The 22,826-nt window shown below is 56.4% G+C and carries 21 protein-coding genes; 4 read left to right on the top strand and 17 right to left on the bottom strand.

Features of this window, described 5'->3' with window-relative positions:
• Nucleotides 1-23: 23 nt before the first annotated feature.
• The 6 genes from X474_RS12380 to X474_RS12355 form a co-directional block, all read right to left on the bottom strand.
• Nucleotides 24-1,589: a glycosyltransferase family 9 protein gene (locus X474_RS12380; RefSeq protein WP_052515153.1), complete on the bottom strand. Its 1,566-nt coding sequence runs from the start codon at nucleotides 1,587-1,589 to the stop codon at nucleotides 24-26.
• Nucleotides 1,573-3,360 (bottom strand): glycosyltransferase family 4 protein, encoded by a 1,788-nt coding sequence (locus X474_RS12375; RefSeq protein ID WP_044349259.1) that lies wholly within the window; start codon nucleotides 3,358-3,360, stop codon nucleotides 1,573-1,575. Before X474_RS12375 ends, X474_RS12380 begins: the two co-directional genes overlap by 17 nt.
• Nucleotides 3,357-4,538, bottom strand: coding sequence for a tetratricopeptide repeat protein (locus tag X474_RS12370; RefSeq protein WP_197282077.1), 1,182 nt, complete (start codon nucleotides 4,536-4,538; stop codon nucleotides 3,357-3,359). The genes X474_RS12375 and X474_RS12370 overlap by 4 nt, the downstream gene beginning before the upstream one ends.
• A complete protein-coding gene (locus tag X474_RS12365) occupies nucleotides 4,531-6,060 on the bottom strand; it encodes a motility associated factor glycosyltransferase family protein (protein WP_044349255.1) in 1,530 nt (509 codons plus the stop codon). Before X474_RS12365 ends, X474_RS12370 begins: the two co-directional genes overlap by 8 nt.
• Nucleotides 6,057-7,625, bottom strand: a complete 1,569-nt coding sequence (locus X474_RS12360) for a glycosyltransferase (RefSeq protein ID WP_197282076.1) — start codon at nucleotides 7,623-7,625, stop codon at nucleotides 6,057-6,059. The genes X474_RS12365 and X474_RS12360 overlap by 4 nt, the downstream gene beginning before the upstream one ends.
• Nucleotides 7,626-7,905: 280 nt before the next feature.
• The gene (locus X474_RS12355) at nucleotides 7,906-8,319 is read right to left on the bottom strand and encodes a hypothetical protein (RefSeq protein ID WP_044349252.1); all 414 of its coding nucleotides are present in this window, start codon (nucleotides 8,317-8,319) and stop codon (nucleotides 7,906-7,908) included.
• Between the two features lie 260 nt (nucleotides 8,320-8,579).
• Here X474_RS12355 and X474_RS12350 point away from each other — a divergent pair, with 260 nt between their 5' ends.
• Nucleotides 8,580-9,017 (top strand): flagellar protein FlaG, encoded by a 438-nt coding sequence (locus X474_RS12350; protein WP_052515152.1) that lies wholly within the window; start codon nucleotides 8,580-8,582, stop codon nucleotides 9,015-9,017.
• 55 nt (nucleotides 9,018-9,072) lie between these two features.
• On the top strand, nucleotides 9,073-9,387 hold the full coding sequence (gene flgM / locus X474_RS12345; protein WP_052515151.1) for a flagellar biosynthesis anti-sigma factor FlgM: 315 nt from the start codon (nucleotides 9,073-9,075) through the stop codon (nucleotides 9,385-9,387).
• 220 nt (nucleotides 9,388-9,607) lie between these two features.
• Here flgM and X474_RS12340 read toward each other — a convergent pair whose 3' ends face one another.
• The gene (locus tag X474_RS12340; RefSeq protein WP_082464336.1) at nucleotides 9,608-10,165 is read right to left on the bottom strand and encodes a TetR/AcrR family transcriptional regulator; all 558 of its coding nucleotides are present in this window, start codon (nucleotides 10,163-10,165) and stop codon (nucleotides 9,608-9,610) included.
• A gap of 119 nt (nucleotides 10,166-10,284) precedes the next feature.
• Here X474_RS12340 and X474_RS12335 point away from each other — a divergent pair, with 119 nt between their 5' ends.
• A complete protein-coding gene (locus tag X474_RS12335) occupies nucleotides 10,285-10,839 on the top strand; it encodes a peptidase dimerization domain-containing protein (RefSeq protein WP_156360743.1) in 555 nt (184 codons plus the stop codon).
• Between the two features lie 336 nt (nucleotides 10,840-11,175).
• On the top strand, nucleotides 11,176-12,165 hold the full coding sequence (locus tag X474_RS12330) for an MBL fold metallo-hydrolase (RefSeq protein ID WP_044349248.1): 990 nt from the start codon (nucleotides 11,176-11,178) through the stop codon (nucleotides 12,163-12,165).
• A 322-nt stretch (nucleotides 12,166-12,487) separates the two neighbouring features.
• Here the strand turns inward: X474_RS12330 and fliW are convergent, their stop codons facing one another.
• The 10 genes from fliW to flgG all read right to left on the bottom strand — a co-directional run bounded on the left by fliW (nucleotide 12,488) and on the right by flgG (nucleotide 22,796).
• A complete protein-coding gene (gene fliW / locus X474_RS12325) occupies nucleotides 12,488-12,958 on the bottom strand; it encodes a flagellar assembly protein FliW (protein WP_082464335.1) in 471 nt (156 codons plus the stop codon).
• Nucleotides 12,936-13,181, bottom strand: coding sequence for a carbon storage regulator CsrA (gene csrA, locus X474_RS12320; protein ID WP_044349246.1), 246 nt, complete (start codon nucleotides 13,179-13,181; stop codon nucleotides 12,936-12,938). The genes fliW and csrA overlap by 23 nt, the downstream gene beginning before the upstream one ends.
• 188 nt (nucleotides 13,182-13,369) lie before the next feature.
• On the bottom strand, nucleotides 13,370-15,823 hold the full coding sequence (locus X474_RS12315; RefSeq protein ID WP_082464334.1) for a flagellin N-terminal helical domain-containing protein: 2,454 nt from the start codon (nucleotides 15,821-15,823) through the stop codon (nucleotides 13,370-13,372).
• Between the two features lie 129 nt (nucleotides 15,824-15,952).
• Nucleotides 15,953-17,701 carry a flagellar hook-associated protein FlgK gene (flgK, locus tag X474_RS12310; protein WP_044349243.1) on the bottom strand — a complete coding sequence of 583 codons (1,749 nt, stop codon included), beginning with the start codon at nucleotides 17,699-17,701 and terminating at the stop codon, nucleotides 15,953-15,955.
• A gap of 1 nt (nucleotide 17,702) precedes the next feature.
• Nucleotides 17,703-18,194, bottom strand: coding sequence for a flagella synthesis protein FlgN (locus X474_RS12305; RefSeq protein ID WP_082464333.1), 492 nt, complete (start codon nucleotides 18,192-18,194; stop codon nucleotides 17,703-17,705).
• A gap of 26 nt (nucleotides 18,195-18,220) precedes the next feature.
• Nucleotides 18,221-19,000 (bottom strand): peptidoglycan DD-metalloendopeptidase family protein, encoded by a 780-nt coding sequence (locus X474_RS12300; RefSeq protein ID WP_052515149.1) that lies wholly within the window; start codon nucleotides 18,998-19,000, stop codon nucleotides 18,221-18,223.
• Between the two features lie 2 nt (nucleotides 19,001-19,002).
• Nucleotides 19,003-20,109, bottom strand: a complete 1,107-nt coding sequence (locus X474_RS12295) for a flagellar basal body P-ring protein FlgI (RefSeq protein WP_044349302.1) — start codon at nucleotides 20,107-20,109, stop codon at nucleotides 19,003-19,005.
• Between the two features lie 12 nt (nucleotides 20,110-20,121).
• Nucleotides 20,122-20,838, bottom strand: coding sequence for a flagellar basal body L-ring protein FlgH (locus tag X474_RS12290; protein ID WP_052515148.1), 717 nt, complete (start codon nucleotides 20,836-20,838; stop codon nucleotides 20,122-20,124).
• A 200-nt stretch (nucleotides 20,839-21,038) separates the two neighbouring features.
• Nucleotides 21,039-22,004: a flagellar basal body P-ring formation chaperone FlgA gene (gene flgA / locus X474_RS12285; protein ID WP_044349240.1), complete on the bottom strand. Its 966-nt coding sequence runs from the start codon at nucleotides 22,002-22,004 to the stop codon at nucleotides 21,039-21,041.
• A gap of 9 nt (nucleotides 22,005-22,013) precedes the next feature.
• Nucleotides 22,014-22,796, bottom strand: a complete 783-nt coding sequence (flgG, locus tag X474_RS12280; protein ID WP_044349238.1) for a flagellar basal-body rod protein FlgG — start codon at nucleotides 22,794-22,796, stop codon at nucleotides 22,014-22,016.
• Nucleotides 22,797-22,826: the final 30 nt, after the last annotated feature.

Genomic DNA, 22,826 nt, shown 5'->3' with positions numbered 1-22,826 from the left:
TTCAGAAGCAATTTTCGTACCACCTAACCGGACCGGGCAGCCGTCTCCAAAGTTTGGGCCATCTCCTCCAAAGCCAGGCTCAGCCTGGGCGGGGAGTTTTCTCCAATAAGCCCGGCCAAGGGAGCCGCTTCCGCGCCCTGGGCGGTTATCCTGACAGAGGCGGCGCGGTCATGGGACAAGGCCGCCCGGGCCAGGGCCCTGGCTCTGCCTGCGGCAAAAATTAATTCCCGGGCAACTTGAGGCAAAGGCGGCGCATATTCAGTGACGACCTCTTTGGCCAGGTCTTCGGCCAGGGGCCGGTAGGCTGTGCGCAACAGCACCCTGCCCGCCTGGCGCAACCCCAGGCCCAGGCCGGTTTCCCAATCCAGGTTTTTTTGAGTTACCGGCTGGTATCTTTGACCAAATCCGTCCAGACAAGAGGCCAGGGCCTCCACTCCTTCAGGCAGGTTCAAATCCACAGCCGCCATCTGGGGCGACTCGTCAGCCAAAAGCCCCATACAGGCTTTGAATACGTCCCTGGAGGCGATCAATTCACGACAGGGGGCCTTACCCTTGCAGACCGGGTTATGCTCCTGACAAGGCCCGCATTGATCCCTGGCCTGTAAAACCAGGTGACCAGCGCCATAGGGGCCGGTCTCGTGAACCTGGGCAGGTCCCATGAAAAGAGCCAGCACCCTGGCCCCCACCGCGGTGGCCAGATGCAGGGTGCCGGTGTCGGCCGAGACCACCAGGCTGGAAGATTGCAGCACCGCGGCCAGCTGAGGCAGGCTGGTTCTGCCCATGAGGTCCAGGGCCTTTTCCCCGGCCGGGCCCAGCCCCCTTAACAAACGCCTGGCCAAGACCCTTTCCCTGCCGGAGCCCACCAAGACCAGGCCCAGGCCCTGACCGGCCAGGCTTTGCCCCAGTTCCGCGAAACTCTTAATGGGCCAGCGCCTCAAGTCATTGTTGGCCCCCAACTGCAAGGCAACATAAGGCTTTTGGGGGATCAGCCCGGCGATATCATTTTTATCGGCAACGCTCACCCGATAATCCAGAGAACTTAAGGGCGGTTGGGCGGGATCGGCGTAAGATGCCAGGATATCACTCAAATGCAGCCTGGTCAGCCTGCGGTTTCTGACCAGAGACATAACAAAGCCGGTCCAGGGCTCGCCCACAAGCCCCTTGCCCGCCGGATTGAATCTCCACCCCTTCAACTCCGGATCGCCCCACAACCGGGTAAGGGCGGCGCCCAAAGATTGCAGATTCAGGTTATAGACAGTGGAAACCTCACCCCAACACAAAGGTTGCAAAAGCCCCTTGAGCCTGGCCAGCCTGAGGCCTTTGCTCTCATCCGTTGCCCCCGCCGCATCGTGCAGCGAATCCGGGTCCAGAATCATCACCCGGTCCACAAAGCTGCACCTCCGGGCCAAATCCGCCCCGGCCGGGGTGACGACCACAGCCAGTTCATCATGGGGTGCTGCCTTTTTAACGGCAGCCAGAAGCGGGGTTGTCTGTAAAAAATCCCCCAGGCGGGCCAACTGAACAACCACCACCTTACCCCTGGCCTGGATCCCGGCTTTTAGGCCGGTATTTTCAGATAAGGCCTGCACGTAAGACCTCCTGTACATATTCCTCTGCCAACGGCCTGGTTCTACGCACAAAAGCCTCCTGATCCAGGCTTCCCAACGGCGGCCCCTTTACCGGGGCCATGGCCAGCCAACGCCCCACAAAGAGTCCGGCGGCTCCCTTGCCGACCAGTCCCCTGGGCAGGTAGGAAAGGGCAACCTGCCTGCCGGGGAACAAATCCAGGATCTCTTTTTTGCCCAAATCGTGTTTCCTGGCCAAAAAACCGGGAGTGATCAGGGGCCAGGCCCCGCTGGCCAGGCACAAAAGGATGTATCCCTCTTCCTTGCACCAGGTGAAAGCCTTTTGCAAAAAGGCGGCCGGATCCTCCAACCTTTCCAGGGTGTCTCTGATCAAAAGCAAATCCAGGGAATTCGGCTCCGGATCGCCCCCAACCTGGACCACCTCCAGGGCGGGGAGTAAATCCGCAAAACGTTTTTGACTGCGCCCCTGATCAGGGGCAAGCACTCCCAGGCGCGCGGCATGTTTCACCTTGCCCATAATTCCGAGCAGGGCCTGAGCCAGGGCCTGCTGAAGCCCTTCCTCATCCGGATCGGGCGGGACCTGGCCTTCGCAGGGCAAATTCAGGCTTTTGCCCAAGACCTCCTCAGCGGCCAGGTTGGCCCCTTTCAGCACCAGCCCGGCGGCCAGGGCCTGATTCCGATTCAAAATACGTTCGGAAAGGGTCTCCAGAAAAAGCCTTTCCCATTCCCCCGCTATCACCTGCCAGTCATGTCCAGCCCAGATCCGGTCCCTGGCCTGCCGGGCCAGATCCCTGGTTCTTTCTGGAGAATCAAGCAGTTCAACGGCTCGCTCCAGATAAGCCTCCACATACTCCTGACTGCCCGGCTTGCCCGACACCAGAAACTCGGGCGCGGCAACAGTCTCGGTAAGGGCAAACTCATTACTGGTGACAAGCGGGGTGCCCAGGGCCTGGGCTTCAAGGGCGGCTATGCAGGATATCTCAGGAAATACGCATGGATAAAGCAGCATGCCTGATGAGGCCAGGGTCTGATAGTATTGTTCTTTAGGCAGGCCGCCCAACACATGAACATCCTGGGCCGATGCCAGAAGCCCGGCTATTTCCCGGTATTGCTCTTTCAGCCTGGGGTGAATCTCCGTGTCGTCCACTTCATAACCGCAGACCTCAAGGGTTAAATCCGGGAACCTTTTTTTCAACCTGGGCCAGATGCGGTCCAAAAGCAGTTGGAGCCCCCTCTCCGGGCGGGACACATAGATCATCCGCTTGGGGTCCCTTTCCGCCCCGGCAGATGCCCTGGCCAGGATATCCAGATCCAGGCCGTTTCTGGTATTCACCAGCTTGGAGGCGCATTCGGGCAGGTTAAGGGCGTAATCCCGGGCATGATACCTGCTCAGGACCAGGCAAAGGTCCAACTGGTCCATCCGCCCGGCCAGGGCGCCGGGCTTGTCCAGGATATCGTGGTTCCAAAGGACCCTCAGCCCGGCCTGGAGCGGCAGATCCAGGGCAGTGAAAAAACGGCTCACAATAAGCACGTCAAAGCATTCCCTGGGGGCGGCCTTCACCAATTCGGAGCGGTCTTTGTAAACCACGTCGTGATACACCCCCGGAGCCGGGCAACGGCAAAAAACCATAACCCTGTGCCCCCTTTGGGCCAGGGCCCGGGCCACCTGAACCAAAGCGGTTTCACTGCCGCCCAGGGCCCTTTCCTCGGGAGAAGCCCCGTGGAAAGGCTCGCCGTCGGTAACAAAGCAGATATCCAGGCTAAAGAGCCTCATGCCGCGACCCCCATTTCCCTTAACATTGCCTGCGCCCTGCGGTCTTGGGGGCGAAAGGCCAGGACCTTTTTAAGCTCCCTTATGGCCGTCTCCACCCGGCCCTGGTCGGAAAGGGCCTGAGCCATCTCAGTGCGGGCATGGGTGTTTTGGGGCATCAAATTGAGGGCGCAGGCAAAATGAGGCAACGCGTCTTTGGCCCGTCCCAATTTGACAAGGCTTTTGGCCAGAAAAAAACTGGCCTGAAACAAGGTCGCCACCGGGTCCAGATCCACCACCGGCGCATCCAGCTTTTTTTGCAATGATTCGCCGAGAAAAAAGGCGGCCTGTGGGTAGTCGCCCATCTCATATAACAGACGCCCCTGGTGAAAGAGCCCCAGGGCGTTGCCCGGGGTTTCGCGGTTGAAATCTTCCAGCACCTTTAACGCGTCCCCGCGCCGCCCCAGGCGTTTGAGGCACTGGGCCAGGAGAAAATGGCCATGGGCCCAAAGCTGGGGATTTTTCCGGGCAGCCTGTTTTTGATTCGCAAAGCGCCTCAGGGCCGTGAGGGCCTCATCAAAACGGCGCAGGTTTATCAGGCAGCGGGCAGCCTGGAAACGGGCGTAGAAATCTTCCGGCTGGTCTTTAAGCATCAACTCAAGCAGGCCCAGGTAATACTCACCCTTTTGCCGCACCTTTTGAGGGTCGTCGTAACCCCAATGCCGGATAACCAAAGAGGTGGGCAGGCCGGGCCAATCCGGCGGATGCACAAGCTGTTCATGGACCCTGCCCCGGAATCGGGCCTTGGGGTGGTTGGCAAAGCACCTCTTTTGCCACAACCTGCCTCCGGTGGACTCCACCTGCTCCAGGCCCCAAAGCACTGCGGGCCCCTTTTCAGGCAAGGCTCTGCGTAAAGCAACCACAGCTTCCCGGCTGACCGCATTGTCTCCATCCAGCCAAAATAGCCAGTCCGAGCGGGCCATTTCTATGGAATAATTGCGGGCCGCCGCAAAGTCGTCCTGCCAGGTGAAATCAAAAACCCTCGCCCCCAGACCGGCGCATATCTCTGCCGTGGCGTCTGCGGAACCTGTATCCACCACCACCACCTCGTCAAACAAATCCGCCACTGGAGCCAAAGAGCGCCCCAGGTTTTGGGACTCGTTTTTAAGGATCATCACAAGACCCAGGCTCGGATCAGCCATGGCAACCATCCCGCATCTCCGTAAGCACCCGGCAAAGGCTTAACAAGCGCTCCCGGTATTCGCCCATCCCCCAGCCGGGCTCGGCGTTTTCCCTTATCTGGGCCAAAAGGCCGGAGCTGTCGGGAGCCTGACTCATTGCGCCGGGGCCTTCTCTTTCCACCAGGGCCAGGGCGTTTTCCAGCTCTTTTCCAAGCCTGGAAAGCCGTCTGAAGGTCACCTCGGCCGAGGCCAGGGGGAGCCTCGGCACAGCCTGGCTTAAAAGCCCGGTCTCTTCGTCCAGGTCCGGCAGCCCGGAAACAACCTCAAGCAGATCAACCTCCTTAAAGCCCTTGATAGCGGCCCCCGCGGCGGTGCAGTTCAAAAAGCGCCTTTGGGGCTGGGAATGGCTGAGATACTGGGCCGCCTCTGAATACCAGCCCAGATAGCTTTGCATGACCTGTGAGGTCTGAGTGGTTCCCCCGCCTATGGCCGGGACGGCAAGCATCTCGGGCCTCTGTTCGTCTTCTCCGCCGGGACGGTTGGAGGCATGGATTCTGCCGCCGGTGTAGGCCAGATCCTGGCCCACCAGGATAATGGGGTCGCAGCCCAGCAGAACGGCCAGGGTGAAGGCGGCGCTGGTGGCGTGGCCTCCGGTTGGCAACACCTGCCCCAATCCGGCCAGCCAGGTTAACCAGGGCTGAAGATGGAAAATGCTTATGGGCCCGGGCCAGCATTCAAAATGGTTCGCATGGCTCGTGCTGGCGGCGGCTAAAACGGTTTGCTCCATATTCTTGCCGGCAAACTGACGGGATTCGTCCGATCCCTCCAGGGCAACCGCCAAGTCCAGGGAACGGTCGACACTGGCCAGGGGGATCATGGCAGAGGCAGCCCCCAACAAAAGGGCCTTATGACCAAGGCTCTTGAGCCCCGCCAGGCTCTGGTCCAGGGAAGGTCCGGCGCCGACCACACAGGCGGGCATACCTTCGAACACGCCTTCCAAAAGAGTTATATCCGGAATATTAAGCACTTGCCTAAAATTGGCCGCCAGGTTCCGCAACCAAAGGCCGCCTTTTCTGCTGGTGGTCCGTTGGTTAACATGGCTTCTTTCAAGGGTCTGATTCAGCAGCTTGCCGGCCAGGGCGTGCATTTCAGAGTCGTCTGTTTTATAAGCTTGGGGGCAGAAAAGGGCCGCTTTGCCGGGCTGGTCGTAAACAAGCCGTTGGGCGAGGATTTCAGTGAGTTCCCCGGCTGTCCGGGCAAGGTCAAATTCCGATAAACCCGGGCCAAGGCAGCGCATCAAGGCCAGTCTTTCCGGGCTTTCTTCGTAAATCACCAGCCTGGGGCGGGGCTCATGATCCAATACCGCCCTGGCGTGCCAGCCCAGGCCCGAACCGACCAGAACCACGGTGTCATTTCCCCGGGCCCGTTGCAAAAGGCGCTCTAAATCAGCCTTGGCTGCGGCCAGGGGATCATCGGCAGGGTGCAGGAGATTCCGCCCCAGAAAACAGGCTCCGTCAGGGGCGATTACAAGGGGGGCCTTCATTGGATATAACCCTCCCTTGCGGTCCGGGCGGCCTTTCCGGCCAAATTCTGATCAGTGGAAAGGAAAAGCGCCTTTTGGAAAAAACCGTGCGCCTCATTGGGGGCGTTGTTCTCCCAAAGCAGATCGCCCATCATTTCCCAGGGTTCAAACCAGGTGGGGCGCAGACGCGCGGCCTCCATGGCATGTTCCAGAGCGGTCCAGAAGACCGGGCTCAATTTACCCCGGCCGAACCCCGGTGAAAGGGAAAGCCCCTGGTCTTTCAAAAGGCGGGCCGCGGCCAGATGAAACTGAGGAGTGCCCACTCCCGCTCTCAGACCGGCCTGGGCCGGGGAAATGCCTTTCAGTATTTCCCTGGCCTTTTCTTCCTGGCCCGACTCGGCCAGGGCCAGTCCCAGGCAAAGGCCGTCAATGGCGCTTCCGGCTTCATAGGCCCGGGCCAGGCAGGTCAAGGCCTGGTTCCATCTTCCCAGGGCCACGGCGGCCAGACCGGAAGCCCTGAAGGCCTCCACCGATTCCTCGCCGTATTCCCAGGCTGCGTTGAGTCTGCCTGCGCCCCTTAGAACCCTTTTGGGACCGTTTAGGGCAGGCCACCTCAGCCCGGCCATTAACAGGGCCTGGCCTTCGGCGCATAAGGCTCGTGCGTTTTTGGTCCTGGCCTGTTGGCCGTTCTTCTGTTGAACCAGCGCTTCAAGCCGGGTCAGAATCTCGGAAGCCCTTTTGGTGAGGGTGTGGCAGTCCAGAACCAGTTCCCTGCCTTGAACGGCAATCTTTTGCCGAAGCTCCCGGTCGGGCAGATATCGCCTTACCTGTTCCTGAAAGGTATCCGGCTTGAAATAGGCCAGATGGCATCCGTCTTCAAAATAAAGATCCATGGAGCCCGGCGCCGCCTCGGTCAAAAGGAAACCACCGCTGGCCATCACCTCCAGGGGTCGGGTGGTGACTCCCTGGAACAGGTTTTCATTCAACACGATTTGATATCTGCGGTAGAGCCTGGCCGCTTCTTCAGTGGGGAACCAGGCTCCCTTGCGCCCGCCGAGCACCTTTAAAGGGGCCAGCCTGGCGGCCAAGTCCAGAAGGGCGGAACGCTTGGGCCGAACCGAAGGCTCCACCACCCCCACAAAGCAGATCCCCGGTTCTTCGGGACCTGTTTCCTCGCCCAGGTAAAAATCCGGGTTGATCCCCACCGGCAACCAGTGGGCCTGACCATGAACCCTGCCCAATTCCCTGGCCTGGGGCAATTGATCCAAAAAGGCCAGATCAAAAAGCCGGGCATAGAAGGGCTGCCAAAAACCGTTTATGGGTGAATCTATGCCGTAAAACGCCGTAACCAAAGGAGCGCTCCACAGGCCGGTCGGCAGTTTCCTTGAGCCCAGGTCATCGGTCACCAATAGGGCATCCGGGGTTATACCCTTACTTTTCAAGGCTTTTTGGATCATGGCCCAATCCGGGTCAGGGTCTCTCATCAAAAGATCCCGGTCAGGCTCAGGCCCCATGGTCCAGACCCGGCAGCCCAGATTTCTGAGGGGAACCGCAAGATTGTCGCTTCCCATAATCAAAATCCGCAAAAAAACCTCCTGAATAACCGCCTGAGCCGTCCAGGCCATGGCCCCATCAAAGTCACGAGGGCGAAAAATAAGACTCCGCGAGGAAAGGGATGCAATCCATATGCCAGACAAGCACAGGAAAGTTATCTTAAATTGGCTCTGTATTTAGATAGTTGCAAAGAATCCCCTGATCAGGGGCCCAAAGGCGGAAAGTTCTTCCCGGAAAAAGTTTTCTGTTCACCGAGCAGGATTTCTCGGCTTTTTTTCATTTTTTCCTAAAGTTATTTTTCAAAGCAACCGATCAGACAATGAAACAGCGCCCAGCCAAAGGGCCATTGCCTGGTTGGCCCTGGCTGTCATCGGCCTCCGTTGAATCTTTAAACTCAATATTCTGCGGGGAATTTTGGCGCGAGACGTTTTTTTGACGGGTCACAGATGGAGAAGGATCCAACAGGGCAGCCAGTTCGGCCCTTCTGCGCAGGGCGGAAACCCGATGCCCGGCAGAGGAAGGCAAAGAAGCAGATACCGGCTCTTTAGGGGATTTTTGGTTTGTCTCAGTGTGGGACCAATTAAAATCAAGGGAAATAAAACCCGCCCGCAAGGAAATACTGTGACTGGTCACAGTCAGGCCGGAATCATTTGACCCGGAATCGGGCTTGGCTGGTTCATTTTTGGCGGTTGCGGTTTGGCCCGCGTCAAATTGTAATAGACGCATGAGACAGACTCCGTCAAAAGTCCTTTGCTAACGATTAAGTATACCATTTGAGCCTGGAAAAGGCACCCGGCCCTTTTCTTGCATATCAAAAAAGCCGGGCAGAACACAAGTAAACCATGGCCATGTGAGCCTGGCTTGTTGAGCACCCCGTTTGGACGACGATTTTTGCATAAACCAGGGAAAAATTGACCCTGAGCGGAAATTTCTATAAAGTTCTGGTCAGTGTATGCCGATACACTATATGAAGGGGTGTTGAGGCGATGGCCATTACTTCGTTCCAAGTACAAAATATTCTCCGGACTTATGCCAGGCAATTAAGTCGCGGACAACGTTTGGCCCGAAATCGGGCGGCCACTCAAAGTGCGCCCACCGATCAGGTCAACATCAGTATAGAAGCCAGGCGCAAACAGGTCATCGAGAAGATAACATCTGAGATTGTAACCAATATCGGCTCTCGTATACCAGGCCTCAGTCAGGGAATGGGAGCGGTTGAGGACCAGGCCTTACGGCAGCTTTCCGAAGAATACGGCAAGCAACTGGATATTCATCAGGATGAGTCCTCCGGCCAATTGTTTTTTAAGGTTGTGGACCAGGAGAAGGGGGAGGTCATAGAAGACCTTCCGGCCGAGGAATCAAATAAACTGCAAGAGCGGCTATTTACAATCACCCAGAAGATTGTGGATCAAAATATGATCTAATGAGTTGTCGCTTAAAGCCGATCTCAGGTTTTGGCGGCGAAAAGGAAGGGTGACAATGAACGTTAAAGAAGTCCTGGGTATAGGCACCAAAGCTCTGGAAAGCAGAGACCGCGCCTCAAGCGTAAATAAAGACCAGGGCAAAACCGGTAAGGCGGCGGCTGAATCCCAATCCACCTCCACCGATAAAGTCAACATCTCCGGCCGCAGCAAGGAAATGGCCAAGGCGGCGGAAGTGCTTGCCAACACGGCCGATGTGCGCGCCCGCAAGGTTGCGGAGATAAAAGAGCGCCTGGCGGACGGCCATTACCAGGTCGACGCCGACAAGGTGGCCCACAAGATGATCGTTGACATTTTGGGTGAGATCGCCTGACCGGAACAATTGAAGTTAAAAGCTATCGAACCGGCTTTCCGTTAAGGAAGCCGGTTCGTCCTTTTACGGCAAAAGATTAAAAACCCTAATTGGTAAGTAAAAATATAGGGATAGAGGATTACCTCTTGACCCTTGATTCCCATTTTAAACCCTTTTGCCCATGCCCCGGCTGTATCAGCCGGCGCATGTTTTGAAACATGCGGATTGAAGACCCAGGGGTTCAGGCCCGGGGAATCAAAAACCTCTTCACCATCATAATCAGTTGCTTAAGCATCTTTTCCTCATCAACCCGCCCCTGGTTCTTATACAGATATTGAAACACCTCGTGGGCTGAGAGGGCCACTATCAAAACGGCAGCTTTAAGGTCGTCCTCATTGCTCTCGGTAAAGACCGAGGCAAGCCATTCATCCAGAAGATCAGCCTCATGGTCTTGCCAATAATCGTGTATCTCCCTGGCCTGGTTGTTGAATCGGGCAAATTTGTTCACCTCGAGGTTAAAGGCGATGTCACGCCTGTATATGCTGAAAAAGGAAGAAAACAAAAATTCCACCGTCTCTTCCGGCGTCATGTTTTTGCTCACAGCCGTATCGATTGCCGAGCGCATCACTTCATAGGCGTTTTTATCCCGATCCGCGATGATCTGCAGAAACATCTCTTCCTTGTTGGGGAAATGGGCATAAAGCCCGCCAACCGAGATCCCGGCGTTCTGGGCGATGAGGTGGGTGGTGGCAGCCTCAAAGCCGATTTTGGTGAACAATTCCTTGGCGGAGTTAAGAATTCTTTGCCTGGTTTCACGGGAAGCTTCTGGAAAACCACCAGGAGGATTTCCAGGCCCGGCTGGTTTTGAATGAGGAAGGTTTCGGGTTTACAAATCTCCTTGCCAATCGGCCTGTTTTCATGATTACATCAGCGGGAAAAGGCCCTTGCCGGTTTAGGCTTACCTGCAAAGGGCCCCAAGGTAACGGCTCCATGCCCCATGATCAAAACTTCTTGGAGGCCCTGACAGAATCCTTAAACCGGGCTCTGACCCGCGAATCGGAATTGACCGTAAACCCGGTGGTGAAAGAGTTTTTCCTGAACCTGGCAGAGGATTGGCAGTTTCTTGAACCGTTTCAAAAAAGCCACAGAAGTGAGGATCTGGCTTATTGCCTTGCCAAGGGGGGGCTCATGAAACTGCCTGATATAAGGGGCATGTTCGAAAACACCATCAGCCTGAACACCATGCAGGCCGGGGAAAAGGCCAAGGTAATTCCGGCCAAGGCCGAGGCGCAACTGGACGCCCGGCTTTTACCGGGCCAAGACCCGTCTTCATTCAGAGGGAAGGTCAATAGGCAACCAGGAAATACAGATAGAGGCAACCAACCTCTTTCCGGCAACTTCCTCACCCACAGACACGCCGGATTGCCAGATCCCCCCGGGCCCTTAAGAAGCACCATCCGGAGGCCGCGGTAACGCCGTCCCTATCAGTGGGCGCCACGATTCCAGATTTTTCCGTCGCCTTGGCATGGACTCTTACGGCCTTTTCCCGGTTTTGATCAACCGGCATGATTTCAATGGCGTTCACGGGGCGGATGAAAGGCTATTGATCAAAAGCTTTTAAAAAGGTTGCGAAATTTACAGTGAAGATCTTCGGGAGCCCTGCCTGTAACCCCTAAGTCGACCGCCTTTGCGGGGTTGAGCCCGGTTAAATGCCTATTTGGCACTTACGACCCGATTTTAAAAATGTTACAGCCGGTCAGGCCTCCCCTTACCGGCGGGGAAAAAATATCCACGAGGAAAGGTGAAACAATGTCTTTTAGAATCAACCCGTTATGGTGGCCGATTTTGCTGGCCGGTTCTCCAATTCTGATTCCTTTTGTGGCGGCCAAAAACAAACGTTTCAAGGCAGGGCGCATTAAGGCGGATATAAGCAACAAAACCCGGATAGACCAGGCCAAGCCCCTGGATCTGCCGGAGCTTGACCGCCTTGAATTGACTATATTGGTTGAGGAAAAAGCCCAAAAAGGTTTTCTGGGCGATGCCGGAGTCTCCTATCTTTTTAAAACAGACAAGGGATCTCTGCTTTACGACCTGGGTTTTGGCCCGGAGCGCCCCACCTTGACGCATAACGCGGCCAAGTTGGGTTTCACCCTTGATCAGGCCGAAGCCCTGGCCATAAGCCACTTGCATCCGGACCATATGGGCGGGATGAAGGCCTCATCAAAAAAGCAGGTGACCTATCCCAAGGAATTGGGTTCCGCAGGATTTAAGACCTGCTTTTTGCCGGACAAGGCGGAAGCCAAGGGTTTTAAGCCCAAAATCGTCATGGAACCGGGGCTTTTGACCGGCGGCCTGGGGACCACAGGGCCCCTGGCAAGAAGCCTGTTTTTCATGGGTTATACGGAAGAGCAGGCGATTGTGGCCAGGCTCAAGGGAAAAGGCCTGGTGGTTTTCACAGGATGCGGGCATCCAACCGCGGAAGTCATCCTGAAAATGGCCCGCCGCCTTGGCGACGAGCCCATATACGCCTTTGGCGGCGGCCTGCATTTCCCCATCACCACCGGCAGGGGAAACAAGCTTGGCATTCAGTTCCAGCAGATTATAGGAACCGGCAAGCCGCCCTGGGACCCCATCAGCGATAAGGAGCTCACAAACACCATCAAGGCCATAAACCAGGCTGGCCCCCAAAAGGTGTTTCTCTCTGCCCACGACACCTGCGACCACGCCATAGACAGGTTCAGAAACGAACTCAAAAGCCAGACAACCGTGCTTGAAGCAGGAGGAACATACAAAATCTGAATCAAGGAGGCCGATGCCTCGGCCATGGTGGCCCTTTGCCCCATCTGCATTAGGACCCTGGCGGACGAGGCCTGGGAGAAGGACCTGGGAATCTTTATAGTCCACGACCTGATCCTATGGCCCTGGGAGAACCCCTGCCCGACCCGGTCTTCATCACCACTGATAAAAGCGTAATGGAAAAAAGGTTTCAAAAAGCCGCTGTCCCCTTGCAAAGGGGGCTGCGGCTTTTTGTTCAGTCTAAAAGACTGTAGCTGGACAAAAAACTCCGCAAACGGCTAAGACCGCCATTTCAAGCGCCTTTTCAGTTGCGGGTAAAACAGGCCTAGGAAGGCATTTTCTGGCGTACTGAATATTTGGGATTATCCAGAATCACCTGGGCTCCCTTACGGTTGCCGAGATTAATGACCAAAGGAGCCTTCAGGTTGGCGGTAATGGCGTCAGGCTTGCCGTGGGGTATGGTGACCACCACCCAAACCTGGATATTTTGCGGATCTTCCACCTTTAAAAGTTTGGTCTCGGCCCCTCCCAGGGTTATCTCGTATTTGGGATCAAAGACGAGCGGGGTAACCACGGCAAAGGCCAGGCTGGGCTGCTCCAGAGATTGCAACCAGTAAAAAGGCGAACCCGGGCGGTGCTGCACCATGACATACCGGTGGAAATTGGGAAAACCGATCATGCCTTGGGGCAGTTCGATCACCTGCTCCTGGGGAACCTCAATCTCCCCAAAACGAGAGGTCTGGACCTTCACCCGGTCTTCTTTGGGATTGGCTTCAGGCATCTTTGCCCTTTTCATCAAACAGACCGCTTAAGCGATCAAGATCGCTGGCATCAGCCGATGAGGCCATTTCATTGGCCTCTTTAATCTTGGCGAAAATTTCCTCGCGATGGATAGGGGTGTCGGCAGGCGCCTCTATGCCCAGGCGCACCTGACGGCCCTTTATCTCCATCACGCTTACGGTGATGGACCCGTCACCGATGGTGATGCTTTCACCAACTTTACGGGTCAAGATCAGCAAATCATTATCCTCTATTCACGGGGTTGACATCTGGTGCATAAGGCCCGCACAACCATTGGCGAAACCAAGACCGTACCAGGCTTTTACACCATAACCCCGCAAGTTGTAAACCACTTTAACTTAAAAACCAGCTCAGGCCTTTTTTCGGACCATGATTTGACGGGCCTTTAAAAACCGCTCAAATCACCCTACAGGTAATCCGCCAATGTGCGGGAAGTAAGGGAGGCTGTGGCCTGCAAGCTGGCCTGATACATAATTTCATACATCTTAAGGTTGGTCACCACTTCGGCGGGATCAGCGTCCTCATGGTCTTTTAAGCGCTCATCGCTGTTCAGCTTGTCATCTGCCAAAAGTTGAACCCTGACCTCCAGGCGGTTTTGCCTGGAGCCGCCGTCGGCCGAGTGGGAAAGCAGCCTGGTCATGGCCTGATCCAAAAGCGGCAGAAGCTCCTGACTTTTTTCCTGACCCTGGTTGTACTGTTCCAAAGAAACATCCCAGGCGTCAAAGTCGTCCATTACCGCACCCTCGTCAAAATAGACTGAAACCTGGGCGTAATCCATACCCAAAGCCTCTAGCGCGCCCGAGGTGTCGTTTGCCATGCCGAACTTGATGCCTTCGGACGCCTCGATCTTGAGTTTGCCGTCCTCCACACTGGCGATGGGGCCAAGGTTGGGGTCAAGGGTGGGGTTTACGGCCGCGTTTATATTGTTGGCCAGATCGGTTATGCTGTCGGTGGTCGGGTCCACAGACACATTAAAGACCCTTTCCACCCCCCCCTGCTCAACCAGAACCTGGAACCCACCGACCTCCACCTCATTTCCAATGGAAAGGGTGTCCAGGGCGGCAGTGATGGAGTCGGCCTCATAGGCGCCGGTGAGAGAACTGAAACGATCCATTCCACCCAAGAGAAGCTTTTCATCCTCTCCGGTTGAGGTCACGGTCATCATCTGATAATGCCGCACCCCGTCGGCGCCCTTATAGGTGTAGGTGATGGTCTGGGGATCGGTCTGGCTCGGCTCGGAGCTCTGGTTGTGAGTGGGATTGAACTGATAAGTGTCGCCCACCGCATAGGTTCCCGGAGGAGTTGCGGGTATGGAAAGCTCCCATCCGCCCTTAAGGGTCACCTTGTTTTCCTCGTCGTAACCCGTTACATCCACGCTCTGGTTCACCCAGGCCGAGCCGTCCCAATACTCATAGGAAAGGGTCATGGGATTGGCCTCGGTGGGCGGGTCGGCGGGCATGGCGGTTATGGTGAAATCATGCACCGGCGAAAGCTGGAAACCATCCAACGAAACCGGGGGGTCGCCGACTTGGGGATCGCCCGGTTGATAGGCCGCATTGGCCACGAAAATCTCCAGCCCCTCGGCCAGAACCACCCGGTTCTCCGAACCGGTTCCGGTAAAGGCATTCACACCGATAACCGTGCTTCTGTTCTGCCAGGCAGCGCCGTCCCACCATTCATAAGTGATATTCATGGGGTTGTCTTCGTCCGGCACGCCCCCGGCATAGCCCCCGTCAATGCTGAAGTTCCGGTAAAGGGCCAGATCCTCGTCATCGCCATAGGTCTGGATGGGGCCTCCCACATTCATTTCAATCTGCTTGGAGGATATATCCGCCCATTCACCTGTAACCTTGGGCAAGGCGGTGGTGGTCAGATTGTTATGCAGATTTGACACAGCCTCAAAATAGTCGTGCACTTTGCCGTCTTTGGTAAGGGCGTTTTCCCATCCGGCCAAAAGATCCAGGGTGTTGGACCAACCGCCCTTTGAATACCCCTGAGCCCCATAGAGCATCTCCATGGTGTAGTTGTAACGCATGCGGTTGTCCCAGGAGAGGTTGACATCCATAAGTTCCTGGTTGCCCTCATAATAACCGGCGGAAAGGGTAAAGGTGTCCCCCACCGCGTAATCCTTGTCCTCGGCCGCGATAAGGATGCCGTCTCCGATATGCACCGCGGCGCCGGCCCCGGCGGTCTCGATCTCCACCTCGCTGTCAATCTGGCGGCCATAGTCGTCCACATAGCGCACATTCAACACCAAAGGATCTGCCGCGCTTATATCCGTACCGGCCGGCGGGGAGCTGACCACTGTCATCTGCACAGTGCGGCTGTAGACCCCGGTATAGTCGCCCGATCCGTAAAGCCCGCCTTCCCCGGCATTGGTGGGGTGCCCGGTGGCCACCTCATCCGGCCGCATCACCAGGCTGGCAGCCTTTTTATCGGTCATACTGCCGGAAAAGATATGATTGCCGCTGAGTTCGGTATTGGCCAGGCTGATCAGTTGCTGAAACCTGGCATTGGCCGCGGCGGCGGTGGCGCGCCTTTGATCCGCACTGTAGGTGCCGGTGGCCATCTGTTCGGCCTTGCCCTTAAGCTGGGTCAGCTCCTGATTCATGGAATCCACAATGGAAATAGACTGTTGCAGCCAGCTCAGAGAATATTTGACATTCTCGCCATAGCGGGCCAGCTCTTCCTGTCTGCGGTGGGCGTGCTGAGTTATGATGGAACCCAGGGAATCATCACTGGGCTGGTTGATCCTCATGCCGCTGGAATACTGCTCGCTCATCTTAAGCTGACCTTCCCGCAGCCTGGTTAAATGAAGCGAGGTCTGACGGTACAGGGTCATATGAGTAACGCGTTGCATGGTCTCATCACCCCTTTGGCGTATATTCCAAAAGGCCCGGGCAGGCTGTTAACGACAGTCTGTCGGCCAAGTTCGAAAAAATATAAATATGCGGCCTATTGAGGCCCAACCCCTCAAGGGGAAATATTTTCAGCTCTTCATGTCAAGCACAGTGGCCAACAGGGTGTCCGCCACTGTAACCAGTTTGGCCGCCATCTGGTAGGAACGCTGCTGCTGCACCATCTTAACCATTTCTTCATCAAGGTTTACGGCGCTGACACTGTCCCTTTGGTCCAGAAGTTCACTGGTGGCGGTTGCTGCGTATTTTAAATTATCTTTCGTGGAGGCAACCTTAGTGCCCAAAGACGAGGCCCAGGCGATGATCGACTCGTTAAAGGTATCGCTCTTGACGCTGGAGTCCTGGTTCTCCATGGTCTCCACATCTTTCAAATCAGCCAGATCCAGAGCGTTTCGCTTATCTCCCGCAGCGTGTTCCCCATCTTCCAGGACCCGTCCCGCCGCCACATTTCTAACATTAGAGGCCACATCGGCATTCAAGGAAATATTGGAAACACTGTCTCCTGTAAAAAAGGTGTTAACCCCCAAGGCAGCCAGCACGTTGCTGGTATCTCCGGCAAAGAGGAATTCCTGCCCAGCAGAAGCGTTCAGGCAAAATTTATTATCCGAATCAACACTGGCAAAGTTTCGATTCACCGGGTCTATGGCGTCGTTTATCTTGGTCGCCAGGCTGGCCATGCTCTCACCTGCGGTTACGCTGATCTCATGCTTGGTCCTGGTGCCGCCTTCATAGACCCACATGGTGAGGGTTCCGTCTTGCAAAAGACCGCCAAAAGGCGGCTCTCCCGATGTATTGTTGATGGGCTCATTGGGGCCTGCGCCCTGGTAGGTTCCGGTCACACTGGTGAATTTATCGAGACCAGCCCCCTGGGTATGCAGTTTATTCACTTCGGATATTAGGTTATTGGACAATTTATCCAAGAAGTCGCGCATCTCCGGAAGGTCGTCGTCCCTGACCTTGAGCCAGGCGCCCAACTTCCCGCCGCTTATCTCGTCTTTGTCCATGGCCATGTCTTCCACGCCCTGCCAGACCACCTGGTAGCGGTCCTCACCGTCCACGGGCATGAATTCCAAAGGCCTGTCCCCGTCCTTGGGGTAGTTTGCCTGCACCAGGGTCTTGCCCTTGCCGCCGAATACCGTCACAGAACCGTCCACATCCTCAAACCACTGGATATCCATCAGCTCGGAAAGTTTTTCCAACTGCCGCTGGCGTTCGTCCCTGAAGTCATTGGCTGTGCGGTATGTATTCTCCGAAGCCACAATCTGGGAGTTGAGTTCGGCTATGCGCTGGCAGATGCCGTTGGCCTCTTCCACCGCTCCCTTGATATAAATATCAAGGTCGTTTTCAATGTTTCTCAGGTCGCTGTGCAGGGTTTGAAAACGGTTTATCAGGTTCTGGGCCTTGTCTGTAAGGGCCCTTCTAACCGCCGAGGACTCGGGATTGTTGCTCACCGCTTCCCATGCCGAGAAAAAGGCTGTGACTTCCTCGCCCAAACTAGTGTCTCCGGCCTCGTTAGCCAAAGATTCAAGCCGCTTAAGCTGAGCAAGCCTGCTGTCCTGATAATTCATGCTGCTGGTTTTATCGGTGATTCTGCCCAACAACAGGCGATCAACGTGCTGCACCACGTTCACCACCTCCACCCCGTTGCCGTACCAACCCTCCCTGGTGAGTTCAGGGGAGCGGGTCGCCTGGACAATGGACTGGCGGGAGTAGCCCGGAGTATTCACATTGGCCACGTTGTGGCTGATGGTGTCCAGGTGGGCCGTGGAAGCCTGCAATGCCCACCGGGAAATATCCATCATGCTATAGATGCCGGGCATGTCACACCTCTTTGGCCACCAGCCTGGGAGGCAGATGGGCTTTTCTGGGGCCGCCGGGCCTGGGGCCGTAGCCCTGGGTCTCACCGGCTCCGGTGATTATGCCGAGCAAATGCTCCACGGTTTGCAAGGCGTCCTGGACAAAACGGCCGTTCGCCTCGTTCAGATCCTTGAGTCGCCCGGCCATGGTCCGCATGGAGCGTATGGTGCTGCGAAAGGCTGAATGATAGGGTTTTTCCAGGTGCTTTTCCAGGTCCGCCAGGCCGATGGGGCTCTCGGGAGAACTGGAAAGTTTCTTCTGCAGGCCTAGGCGTTTTTTTTGAGCATCGGCCAGGCGTTGACTGAGGTCGGCCTTGCGCTCGCTTAAGGGAATAAGCCCCTCGTGGTTTCCCTCTATCAGAACCTTTTTTTCCTGTTCCACCACGTTTAAAAGCTCTTCCAGGCACTTCACCTCCTGGCCGAGCATCTCTGTGACCGCCTGAGTTATAGACTGCATTTCACCTGTCTCCCCGTAATTATTAATCAGGTAACGCGTTTTGGCCCCATGGCCAAAACCGTCATGGGGTCAACGGGATTACCGTTGTTTGCGCGCACCTCAAAATGCAGATGCGGCCCGGTGGCCATGCCGGTCTGCCCCACAGTGCCCATCTTCTGGCCTGTCTTGATCTTGTCGCCCACCTTCACTTCAATGGTGTCGAGGTGCCCGTAATAGGTGCTTTGGCCGCCCGGATGTTCCAAAACGATCAGATTGCCGTAACCGCCCTTTTCACCGGCAAAGACCACCTTGCCGTCTTGGGCCGCCTTTACATCCGCGCCAAGTTCCGCGGCCAGGTCCAGCCCGTTGTGGTCTTTATGCTCCCCGGTGATGGGGTGGACCCTGGGGCCAAAGGGGCTTGAAACCACACCGTCGACCGGCATGGTATAGCCCTGGGAACTGAGCCCCTTGAAGTAACTGTTGCCTGCGTCGGGCCTTACCGCGGCATTTTTGGTCAACTGCCTTTCCAGCATTTCGGCCAGGCCCATGGAGCCGCCCTTGACACTGGCCTCGGCCACGGAGCGGTCCAGCATATCGGTAAACATTTCCTCGCCCTTGCCCCCGTCGAACAAACCGCCCTTGGGGATGGTTTTTCTCATTTCCTTCCAGAGCATGCCGAGGAACAGGGCCTCCATCATGCGGGCCGCTTCCCGCACCTCTTCCTTGCTGTCGCCCCCTTGCGCGCCTGTCTTGCCGGTTTTTTCCGCGCCGCCAAGCGCTTTGGTTTCCAGCCGGACCAGGGATGTATTGAGTGAATCCACAGCCATGGCTAGATAATCTCCAGTTCCGCCTGCAAGGCCCCGGCGGCCTTGATGGCCTGCAGAATGGTGATCAGGTCTCTGGGGGTGGCTCCCAGGGCGTTCAAGGCCTTTACCACCTCGCCTATGGAGACCCCGCCTCCCTTGACCAGGCGTAGGGCCTTTTTGCTTTCGCCGACCTCCACCTGGGTCTTGGGGGTCACCACAGTCCGACCGCCCTGGGCCAAGGGCAGGGCCTGGCTCACCTCGGCCCCTTCGGTGATGCTTATGCTCAAGGCTCCAGAGGCCACGGCCACGGTGCTTATGCGCACCGCCTCGCCCATGACCACGGTGCCGGTGCGTTCATCCACCACCACCTTGGCCGACATATCGGGCCTGACCTCAAGGTTCTCCAGCTTGGCCATAATTCCGACCTGATCGTCGTTCGGCGGCATGTTGATCTTCACTGTGGCCGAATCCTCCGCCCTGGCCCTCAAGTTGGGCAGAGCCTGGTTGATCTTCCTGGCAATACGATTGGCCGTGGTGAAATCCGGGGTGTGCAGATTTATGGTGAGGTTTTTCAGATCCCTGAAGTTAAGGGGCAGCTCCCTCTCCACCATGCCGCCCCTGGGGATGCGGCCCACAGTGGGATGGTTTTTCGACACCGTGGCCGCAGCGCCACCGGCCTGGAAACCGCCGACCGAAACCGGGCCCTGGGCCACTACATAGGTTTTGCCGTCAAGTCCCTTCAAGGGGGTTATCAAAAGGGTGCCCCCGGCCAGGCTGCTGGCATCTCCCATGGAGCTTAAGGTTACGTCCAGCCGGTTGCCCTGCCTGGCAAAGGGGGGCAGCTCGGCCGTGACCATCACTGCGGCCACGTTCTTGACCTTCACCTGTCCCGGAGTGACCTTCACCCCCATGCGGTTCAACATGTTGGTGAGCCCCTGTACGGTAAAGGTGGTTGAAGACTTGTCGCCTGTTCCATTTAAGCCCACCACCAGGCCGTAGCCCAGAAGTTGGTTTTTGCGCACCCCGCGCAAGGAAGCCATATCCTTGATGCGGATGGCAAAGGCAGACTCGGCCAGGATCAAGCAGATCAGGCAAGCTATTGTAAATATGGTCTTTATTTTGGTTTGCATCATATTTACACCTTAAAACGGCCAGATGGTGTCCAGAAGCCTGGCCAGCCATCCCGGTTTCTGCTTGTCTGTCAGTACGCCGCGGCCAGTGTAGAAAATCCTGGCGTCGGCCAACTGGGTGGAAAAGACGGTATTGGCGTTGGTCACGTCTGCGGTGCGGATCTTGCCTTCCAGAATGATATTCTGGGTCTCTCCGGCCACCTGGATCTCCCTGGACCCCCTGATCAAAAGGTTGCCGCCGGGCAACACCTCCATGACCGTGCAGCCGATGGAAGCGGTCATGGAGTCTTCCTTGGTCATGGATGCCTTGGCATCATGCTTGGAAGTGAAATCCGCCTTCACCAGGTTGCTGGGATCCACATCCCCCCTGGTGGGGACCAATGAATTTTCGTAACCCAAAAAATTGGGGATTCCGGCAGAGAACTCGTTGGTGCGCTCGGCTTTGGTGTCGGCCTTTTTATTGGCCTTTGAATTCTCCACAATCTCCACAATCACAATGTCGCCCACATTTTTGGCCCTCAAATCGCTGAACAGATCGGAATTTCTGTCCAGGAACAAAGAACCTGTGGCCGGTTTGGGCATGCGCAGGCTTTTATCGGGCCGGGTCGGGGCGGGAATCGGCTGATCCACCTTGGCCAATTGGGGCGAGGTCGCGCAGCCCGCCAGAATCACGAGCGAACCGCTTAGAACCAGGGCCATGAGCCTTTTCATCTTTTCATAACCTCCCATGGGGTCCTCTTTTTCCGCCTTCCCTGGCCTTAACGAGATAATTGCTTTTCAAAGAGGCCTTCCCTGGCCCTTTTGCCGGATTTGCCGAAAAAAGCCATCCTTGGCTTTTCCCGGCTGGCTGATATCGGAGCATCCGATAAACCATTCAAATCACTCAAGCAGATAGTCCGAGTGTTTGTAAGCCCGCCTTCCCTGGCTCGCTAAAAATCAACCTCCACCTCACCTGAGGCGAGTACCTTTCCATATACTTTGCGGCCGCTCTTTATGTTCTCAAGCCTTATGGAGCCGCCCTTGTAACCGGTGCGCAAGGCCTTTCCCTTGGTGGTGATGGTGAGGCCGGGACCTTTGCAGATCATGGCCACCACCTCACCTTTTCTAATGAGGGGCTTTCTTTTAAGCCTGGCAATCAGAACAGGCTCACCTGCGGCCAAGGGGTTCATAAGGGTAAGGCCTTCCACATCCTCCACACTTTGGGAGGTGCGTCCCCTGACCTTGCTCAGGTTGATCCGCTCAAGGCTTACATCACCTTTATCAAGCACCTGGTTGCGATTTAAATTGCGGGCAGCCACCAGCACTTCACCGTAAAGGTCCACAATGCCGACCACCCGCACAGTCTGGACCTTGCGGCCGTCCACCAAAATCTCCAGGCTGGCCGGAACCCTGCCGGTCAGCTTACGGCCTATGAAGTTCACCCTGGTATCCACCCGGCCCTCCGGGATAACCACATCCCGAACAGCGCTTACATCGTGGATATCGGCGTCAGCCGCCTGATGACCCAGGCGGTCTTCCAATGCATTGCGATATGCCTCTATCATGCTGACCGTGGTAAAGACGGTGGAGGCCCTGTGCATGTCCACCCTGGTGGGAATCAACACGCTGACATCACCGGGAAGACCGGCCCTTTTGACCAGGGCGCGCAGACGCCTGCCGGTGACCTTGACCCCCCTGCCGGGGCGCAGGCTCTGCACCACGGTCTGGGTGGAAAGCCGGTCTTTGAGCACAGGCGGCAAATCCGCCTTTTTACTGACCAGGTCCAAAAGGGTGACGCGGGATCGGGCAACCTTGGCAAAAGATGTGAAGCTGATAACCCCGGCTGCCCGGGCCACCTGCCAGGTCCCCGATAAAAGGACCGCAATCACAAAAATTTTAAATACCAGGCGCCTCATGACATCTCTCTAACGCTTGACGTTATTGGCCAACTGCAGCAGCTGGTCCGAGGTCTGAATAGCCTTGGAGTTGGCTTCATAGGCGCGTTGGGCCACGATCATATTGACCATTTCATCCACCACGCTTACGTTGCTCATCTCCAAAAAACCCTGGGCCAGAGTGCCGTACTCAGCGTCTCCGGGCACTCCCTCCACCGGGTCTCCGGAAGCGGGAGTGGGCGTGAACAGGTTTTTGCCGCGGGCGTAAAGGCCTGCGTTGTTGGCAAATTTATAAAGGCTGATCTGCCCCAGGACATTGCCGTTTCCGTCTGCGTCCAGGGCGGTTACCTGGCCGGTGGGGTCCACCACCAGGCTGGTGGTGCCGTCCGGCACGTTGATCTGGGGCTGCAGGATGTAACCGTTGGAATCAACGATCACCCCGTTGTTATCCAACTTGAAATCACCGGCCCTGGTGTAGACCTCCTGGTCCCCTTTAAGCAGCTTGAAAAAGCCGTCACCTTCGATAGCCAGGTCCAGCTGGTTCTCGGTGTGCTGATAGTTGCCCTGGCTGAAGAGCTTTTGAATAGCCACCGGCTTTACACCCAAACCGACCTGCACCCCGGTGGGTATGAGCTGACCTGTGGATTGGGCGGCTCCGGGCTGGCGCATGGTCTGGTAAAGCAGATCCTCAAAATCAGCCCGGCTCTTTTTAAAACCGGTGGTGTTGACGTTGGCCAGGTTGTTACTGATCACGTCCATATTCAGGTTCTGAGCCCCCATGCCTGTGGCGGCTGTAAAAAGGCTTCTCATCATGGCTCAAAGTCCTCCTTCTTATTTCCGGGG

Origin of the sequence: Dethiosulfatarculus sandiegensis, assembly GCF_000931935.2 — a bacterium.
In the GTDB taxonomy this organism is placed as follows: Bacteria; Desulfobacterota; Desulfarculia; order Desulfarculales; family Desulfarculaceae; genus Dethiosulfatarculus; species Dethiosulfatarculus sandiegensis.
Note: the sequence above shows the minus strand (reverse complement) of the source record. Positions and strands in the feature narration are given on the sequence as shown.

Bases quoted from the DNA above. Each gene is read 5' to 3' on its own strand.
- X474_RS12375 (WP_044349259.1), bottom strand. From the start codon at position 3,360: ATGAGGCTCTTTAGCCTGGATATCTGCTTTGTTACCGACGGCGAGCCT.
- X474_RS12370 (WP_197282077.1), bottom strand. From the start codon at position 4,538: ATGGCTGATCCGAGCCTGGGTCTTGTGATGATCCTTAAAAACGAGTCC.
- X474_RS12365 (WP_044349255.1), bottom strand. From the start codon at position 6,060: ATGAAGGCCCCCCTTGTAATCGCCCCTGACGGAGCCTGTTTTCTGGGG.
- X474_RS12355 (WP_044349252.1), bottom strand. From the start codon at position 8,319: ATGCGTCTATTACAATTTGACGCGGGCCAAACCGCAACCGCCAAAAAT.
- X474_RS12350 (WP_052515152.1), top strand. From the start codon at position 8,580: ATGGCCATTACTTCGTTCCAAGTACAAAATATTCTCCGGACTTATGCC.
- flgM (WP_052515151.1), top strand. From the start codon at position 9,073: ATGAACGTTAAAGAAGTCCTGGGTATAGGCACCAAAGCTCTGGAAAGC.
- X474_RS12335 (WP_156360743.1), top strand. From the start codon at position 10,285: ATGATTACATCAGCGGGAAAAGGCCCTTGCCGGTTTAGGCTTACCTGC.
- X474_RS12330 (WP_044349248.1), top strand. From the start codon at position 11,176: ATGTCTTTTAGAATCAACCCGTTATGGTGGCCGATTTTGCTGGCCGGT.
- fliW (WP_082464335.1), bottom strand. From the start codon at position 12,958: ATGAAAAGGGCAAAGATGCCTGAAGCCAATCCCAAAGAAGACCGGGTG.
- X474_RS12315 (WP_082464334.1), bottom strand. From the start codon at position 15,823: ATGCAACGCGTTACTCATATGACCCTGTACCGTCAGACCTCGCTTCAT.
- flgK (WP_044349243.1), bottom strand. From the start codon at position 17,701: ATGCCCGGCATCTATAGCATGATGGATATTTCCCGGTGGGCATTGCAG.
- X474_RS12305 (WP_082464333.1), bottom strand. From the start codon at position 18,194: ATGCAGTCTATAACTCAGGCGGTCACAGAGATGCTCGGCCAGGAGGTG.
- X474_RS12300 (WP_052515149.1), bottom strand. From the start codon at position 19,000: ATGGCTGTGGATTCACTCAATACATCCCTGGTCCGGCTGGAAACCAAA.
- X474_RS12295 (WP_044349302.1), bottom strand. From the start codon at position 20,109: ATGCAAACCAAAATAAAGACCATATTTACAATAGCTTGCCTGATCTGC.
- X474_RS12290 (WP_052515148.1), bottom strand. From the start codon at position 20,838: ATGGGAGGTTATGAAAAGATGAAAAGGCTCATGGCCCTGGTTCTAAGC.
- flgA (WP_044349240.1), bottom strand. From the start codon at position 22,004: ATGAGGCGCCTGGTATTTAAAATTTTTGTGATTGCGGTCCTTTTATCG.
- flgG (WP_044349238.1), bottom strand. From the start codon at position 22,796: ATGATGAGAAGCCTTTTTACAGCCGCCACAGGCATGGGGGCTCAGAAC.